This is a genomic window from Streptomyces atriruber, assembly GCF_001418325.1.
Classification (GTDB): domain Bacteria; phylum Actinomycetota; class Actinomycetes; order Streptomycetales; family Streptomycetaceae; genus Streptomyces; species Streptomyces atriruber.
The window spans coordinates 1-5,716 of record NZ_LIPN01000357.1; the positions used below are offsets into that span (position 1 = coordinate 1).

Annotated in this window: 7 protein-coding genes; 3 read left to right on the forward strand and 4 right to left on the reverse strand. The window is 71.3% G+C overall.

Features of this window, described 5'->3' with window-relative positions; all coding sequences use genetic code 11:
- Window positions 1–168: 168 nt before the first annotated feature.
- Window positions 169–825, forward strand: coding sequence for a DUF1707 SHOCT-like domain-containing protein (locus AOK03_RS31455; RefSeq protein ID WP_055568773.1), 657 nt, complete (start codon window positions 169–171; stop codon window positions 823–825).
- Window positions 826–950: 125 nt separating this feature from the next.
- Window positions 951–1,328: a WhiB family transcriptional regulator gene (locus tag AOK03_RS31460; protein WP_055568774.1), complete on the forward strand. Its 378-nt coding sequence runs from the start codon at window positions 951–953 to the stop codon at window positions 1,326–1,328.
- Window positions 1,329–1,422: 94 nt separating this feature from the next.
- Here AOK03_RS31460 and glpX read toward each other — a convergent pair whose 3' ends face one another.
- A complete protein-coding gene (glpX, locus tag AOK03_RS31465) occupies window positions 1,423–2,454 on the reverse strand; it encodes a class II fructose-bisphosphatase (protein ID WP_055568775.1) in 1,032 nt (343 codons plus the stop codon).
- A gap of 166 nt (window positions 2,455–2,620) precedes the next feature.
- Here glpX and AOK03_RS31470 point away from each other — a divergent pair, with 166 nt between their 5' ends.
- Entirely contained in the window at window positions 2,621–3,139 is a 519-nt protein-coding gene (locus AOK03_RS31470) for a DUF4245 domain-containing protein (protein WP_079075065.1), read from the forward strand.
- A 96-nt stretch (window positions 3,140–3,235) separates the two neighbouring features.
- On the opposite strand, the gene AOK03_RS31475 is transcribed toward AOK03_RS31470, so the two are convergent.
- The 3 genes from AOK03_RS31475 to xseA form a co-directional block, all read right to left on the reverse strand.
- Window positions 3,236–3,826 carry a malonic semialdehyde reductase gene (locus AOK03_RS31475; RefSeq protein WP_055568777.1) on the reverse strand — a complete coding sequence of 197 codons (591 nt, stop codon included), beginning with the start codon at window positions 3,824–3,826 and terminating at the stop codon, window positions 3,236–3,238.
- A gap of 168 nt (window positions 3,827–3,994) precedes the next feature.
- Window positions 3,995–4,264, reverse strand: a complete 270-nt coding sequence (locus AOK03_RS31480; protein ID WP_055568778.1) for an exodeoxyribonuclease VII small subunit — start codon at window positions 4,262–4,264, stop codon at window positions 3,995–3,997.
- A 9-nt stretch (window positions 4,265–4,273) separates the two neighbouring features.
- Window positions 4,274–5,521: an exodeoxyribonuclease VII large subunit gene (xseA, locus tag AOK03_RS31485; protein WP_055568779.1), complete on the reverse strand. Its 1,248-nt coding sequence runs from the start codon at window positions 5,519–5,521 to the stop codon at window positions 4,274–4,276.
- Between the last annotated feature and the right edge of the window lie 195 nt (window positions 5,522–5,716).

A 5,716-nucleotide genomic window follows, 5' to 3' on the forward strand; every position in this document is an offset into this window, starting at 1 on the left:
CGACGCGCCAACCAGCGTAGAGCGCGCCGACCCGGACGGGTTTGTGAGGTAAGGCTCAGTCACCGGGAGCGGGTAGTCCACAGGGGTGGGGAGGGGCGGCCGGGCGTCGGGGGAGCAGGTTGTCCACAGGGGTAGTCGCGATCTATCGCGTTTGGGTACGCTGCTCGCGTGGACCTCGAAAAGCAGCCCCCAGTGCTCCGTGCCTCCGACGCCGACCGGGACCGCACCGCGGACATCCTCCGCGAGGCCCTGGCCGAGGGGCGCCTGACCGCCGAGGAGCACTCCGAGCGGATCGACGGGGTCTATCGCGCCAAGACCACGGCCGAGCTGGAGCCGCTGGTCCGGGACCTGCCCGCGGCGCACGAGCCGCCGCCCGCCGCCCGTCGCACCCCCGAGCCCGCACCCTCCAGGCCCTCGCCGGGCGTCGTCCCGCCGGTCGCGGACGAGAACCTGGTCGCGGTGCTGAGCGCCTCCGTGCGCCGCGGCCGCTGGCGCGTGGCCCGGCGCACCCATGCGTATGCCGTGTTCGGCAGCGTCGAGATCGACCTGAGCGAGGCGATCTTCGAGCAGCGCCAGGTGGTCATCAAGGCGGTCGCGATCTTCGGCTCGGTCGACGTCCGCGTCCCGGAGAACGTCTCGTTGAGAGGCAGCGGCACGGGCATCCTCGGGAGCTATGAGGTGGACACCCTCGACTCCCCCGATCACGACGCCCCGGTCGTCTTCGTGGACGGCACGGCGATCCTGGGCAGCATCGAGGCCCGGCCCAAGCGCGGCAAGATCGTCCGCGATCTGCACCAGCAGCTGCGCAAGCACCTCGGACGCTGAGAGCGCACGGACGGTCACGGGGAGGCCGGACTTCCGGACTCGGAACTCAGTGCATAGGCGCGCACACAGCGGGTAGAGCTTGCTGCATCGTCTCTCGCTCGCGAAGCCGTCGTCAGGAGTAGACCGTGCTGCAACCGTCGTCGCACCAGTCTCTGCAGGTAGCCGCTGTTCCGGCCCAGCGTGAGCCAGTGCGAGATCGGGACGATGACGCCCCGTGGCACACGGAGGCCGTCTGCCGCCGTGACGAGGCGGGACTGTTCTTCGCCCCGTCCAAGGAACCGACCGCGGCGCGGCTGTCGCGCGAGGAGGCCGCCAAGCGCGTCTGTGCCCGCTGTCCCGTCATGGTCGAGTGCCGGGAGCACGCCCTCCTGCAGCCCGAGCCGTACGGCGTGTGGGGCGGTCTCACCGCCGCCGAGCGCCGCGTGGTCCTGGCCCGCCGCCGGCGGCGCGACCTGGAGCTGAAGAAGGCGGCGCACGCGGCGGGCATAGCGGCCGCGGGCTAGCTGTCGCGTACGACGATGGGGGCGTCCCCCGCACGGGGCGCCCCCATCGACGTACGGACCGCTCGGTGCCCGGTGCGGCTCCGCGCGGTCGGCGCTACTTCGCGCGGTCGAAGTCGATCGCGCTGTACGCGCGCAGCTTCGAGAGCCGGTGGTCGGAGTCGATCTTGCGGATCGTGCCCGACTTGGAGCGCATGACCAGGGACGACGTCGACGCGGTCGCCGCGCGGTAGCGGACGCCCTGCAGCAGCTCGCCGTCGGTGATGCCGGTCGCGACGAAGAAGACGTTGTCGCCCTTGACCAGGTCGTCCGTGGAGAGCGTGCGGTCCAGGTCGTGGCCCGCGTCGATGGCGCGCTGGCGCTCCGCGTCGTCCTTGGGCCACAGCTTGCCCTGGATCACGCCGCCGAGGCACTTGATCGCGCAGGCCGAGATGATGCCCTCGGGGGTGCCGCCGATGCCCATGAGCAGGTCGACGCCGGTGCCTTCGCGGACGGCCATGACCGAGCCCGCGACGTCGCCGTCGGAGATGAACTTGATGCGGGCGCCGGTCTCGCGGATCTCCTTGACGATGCCCTCGTGCCGGGGGCGGTCCAGGATCATGACCGTGACGTCCTCGGGCGAGGAGTTCTTGGCCTTGGCGACGCGGCGGATGTTGACCGAGGCGGGCGCGTTGATGTCCACGTAGTCCGCGGCCTCCGGGCCGGTGACCAGCTTGTCCATGTAGAAGACGGCGGACGGGTCGAACATGGCTCCGCGGTCGGCGGCTGCGAGCACGGCGATGGCGTTCGGCTGGCCCTTGGCGGTCAGCGTCGTGCCGTCGATCGGGTCGACGGCGATGTCGACCTCGGCGCCGGTGCCGTCGCCGATGCGCTCTCCGTTGAAGAGCATCGGGGCTTCGTCCTTCTCGCCCTCGCCGATGACGACGACGCCGTTCATCGAGACGGTGTGGACGAGGGTGCGCATGGCCCTGACCGCGGCGCCGTCCGCGCCGTTCTTGTCGCCGCGGCCGACCCAGCGGCCCGCGGCCATGGCGGCCGCCTCGGTGACCCGGACGAGCTCCAGGGCGAGGTTGCGGTCGGGAGCCTCGGGAGAAACCTCGAGCTCGGAGGGGAGATGATGCTCGGTCATCGGAGCGCACCTTTCTGCTTGATACGACGACGGCCGGATGAGGGATTGTGAACGACTCTATCCGTAGGCCGACAAAATGAGCAGAGGGCCCCACGCATGAGCGGTGGGGGTGGCCGACGGCGAGACCGGGGGAAGGCGCGCGTCCGGCGCCTGAGAGCATGTAGGCGTGGCAGGAAGACAAGGCACTCAGACCGTCAAGAACATGCTGTGGTCGTTGGTGGTGATCGCACTCGCTGCGGGTGTGATCTACATCTTCATCCCGCACAACGAGTCCAAGAGCTCCGTGAAGCGGGTCGACTACCGCGTGGAGCTCCTGACGGCCCGGCGGGCCGCGGCCTATCCCGTGGCGGCGCCCGAGGGCCTGGCCAAGGCGTGGAAGCCGACGTCCGTGCGGTTCAACGGCGCCGACCACGACACCTGGCACCTGGGCTTCCTCGACCCGGACGAGGAGTACGTGGCGATCGAGCAGTCGACCGACAAGCCGCGCACCTTCATCAAGAAGGTCACGCACAACGCCACGAAGACCAAGGCGACCGAGGAGATCGGCGGCCGCACCTGGCAGCGCTACGAGGGCGACAAGTACGACGCCCTGGTGTTCAGCGAGAAGGGCGCCACGACGGTGGTCACGGGCACGGCGTCCTTCGGGCAGCTGACGAAGATGGCCGAGTCGCTGAAGATGGCCTGATCCCGCGCGGCGGCCGCACCGGCAGACGCACGAAGGGCCCCCGGCGGTGTGCCGGGGGCCCTTCGCGTGTCACGCGGTCGGTGCGAGCGGGGTCGCTCAGACCGTGGTGACGACGTCCTCGTAGGACAGGCGCGGGGAGCGCGGGAACCAGGCGTCGGCGCCCGGCTTGCCGATGTTGACGACCATCAGCGGGGTGTGGTCGCCGTCCAGGAACTCCTTCTGGAGACCGGCGGCGTCGTAACCCGTCATCGGGCCGGCGGCCAGACCGGCGGCGCGCACGCCGACGATGAAGTACGCGGCCTGCAGCGAGGCGTTCAGCTGGGCGGCCTGCTCGCGGACCGGGCGCTCCGAGAAGAAGGCGTCCTTGGCCTGCGGGAAGTGCGGGAACAGCGCCGGGAGCTCGTCGTGGAACTCGTTGTCCGCGGAGAGGATCGCGACGAGCGGGGCGGCGGCGGTCTTCGGGCGGTTGCCCTCGGCCATGTGCTGCACCAGGCGCTCGCGGGCCTCGGGGGAGCGGACCAGCGTGACGCGCAGCGGCGACTGGTTGAAGGCGGTCGGGCCGTACTTGACCAGGTCGTAGATCGCCTGGACCTGCTCGTCGGTGACCGGCTCATCGGTGAAGGTGTTCGCGGTGCGGGCCTCGCGGAAGAGCAGGTCCTGGGCGGCGGGGTCAAGTGCGAGAGACATGAATCAACCTTCTTGAACGTACGGGGTGTCTGCCGAACCCGTCACCGGGCCGACGGATACGACAGTACGCCGCCACTGTTCAACTTTCAATCAAAGCTGGAGCTAGGTGATCCGGTTCACAAACCGCAGGTCAGCGCTGTTTTGTGCGGAGCCCCGTGGGGAGCGGCCTCAGGAGTCGGGGTCGCCGTCCGCCTCCTCGTCCCCCAACTCCGGGCCCGCCAGGGCCGCGTCGAGCCGGGCGCGGGCGCCGTCGAGCCAGCGTCGGCAGATCTTCGCCAGCTCCTCGCCGCGCTCCCAGAGCGCCAGTGACTCCTCCAGGGTGGTCCCGCCGGTCTCCAGGCGGCGCACCACCTCGATCAGCTCGTCCCGCGCCTGCTCGTAGCCGAGCGAGTCCGTGGCGCCCCTGGAGTCCGCTGCCTCGTCCGTCTTGCTGGTCATGCGCCCACCCTAAATCTCGGCATTGTCGTCATTGTGTGCGGTTTCCCCGGCCGGTACCGCTCGTACGGTGAAGGTGCCCTCGGCGACGCGGGCCCGCAGCTCGTCGTCGGCGTCCACCTCCGCGGGCGCCCGGACGACCGTGCCGTCCGGCTTCTGCAGCACCGCGTACCCCCTCTGGAGGGTCGCGGCGGGGGAGAGGGCCACCACGCGCGCGTGCGTGTGCGTCAGCTCCGAGCCCGCCCGGTCGAGGAGGTGCCCGAGCGTGCGCCGACTGCGGTCGACGAGCGCGGCGACCTGCTCCTCGCGCTCCTCGACCATGCGGTGCGGGTGCTCCATGGAGGGGCGGCCCAGGGCGTGCGCGAGGCCGCGGGTCTCCCGGTCGAGGAAGGCGTCCATGCTGCGCCGGGCGCGGTCCCGGAGCCACTGCACGCGCTCGTACTCCTCGCCGACGTCCGGCACGACCTTCTTCGCGGCGTCGGTGGGAGTGGAGGCGCGCAGGTCCGCCACGTGGTCGAGCAGCGGATTGTCCGGCTCGTGGCCGATGGCGGACACGACCGGCGTACGGCACGCGGCCACCGCGCGCACCAGCTGCTCGTCGGAGAACGGCAGCAGGTCCTCCACGCTGCCGCCGCCCCGCGCCACGATGATCACGTCGACCTCGGCGTGGCCGTCCAGGTCCTGCACGGCCTGCACGACCTGCGGCACCGCGTGCACCCCCTGGACGGGGACGTTGCGCACCTCGAAGCGGACGGCGGGCCAGCGGTGCCGCGCGTTCTCCAGGACGTCGCGCTCGGCGGCCGAGGCGCGGCCGGTGACCAGGCCGATGAGCTGCGGCAGGAAAGGCAGCGTCTTCTTGCGCTCGGGCGCGAAGAGTCCCTCCGCGCCCAGGTTCTTCTTCAGCTGCTCGATCCGCGCGAGCAGTTCACCGACGCCGACCGGCTTTATCTCGGCGGCCCGCAGCGACAGCTGCCCCCGCCGCTCGTACCACTCGGGCTTGGCGCGTACGACGACGCGGGCGCCCTCGGACACGACGTCCGCCACCGCGTCGAACACCTGGCGGTAGCAGGTGACGCTCACCGAGATGTCGTGCGACGGGTCGCGCAGCGTCATGAAGACGACGCCGGCGCCGGGCCTGCGGGACAGCTGCGTGATCTGCCCCTCGACCCAGACGGCACCGAGTCGGTCGATCCACCCACCGATGAGCCGCGACACCTCCCCGACGGGGATGGGCGCGTCCGGGGACGTGTTGAGAGCCATGCGCCGAGCGTAGTCGGCGGTTACGACAACGCAGTGGCGCCTGCGCCTGCCACCTGGGCGCCCGCGCCTGCCACAGGGCGCTCGTGGCCGTCACCTGTCGCGTGGGCGCCCGCCTCCGTCGCCTGGGTGCTCGTACGCGCCTCTCGGGCGCCCGCGCCCGTCACCTGTCGCCTCGGCGCCCGCACCCCGGGCGCC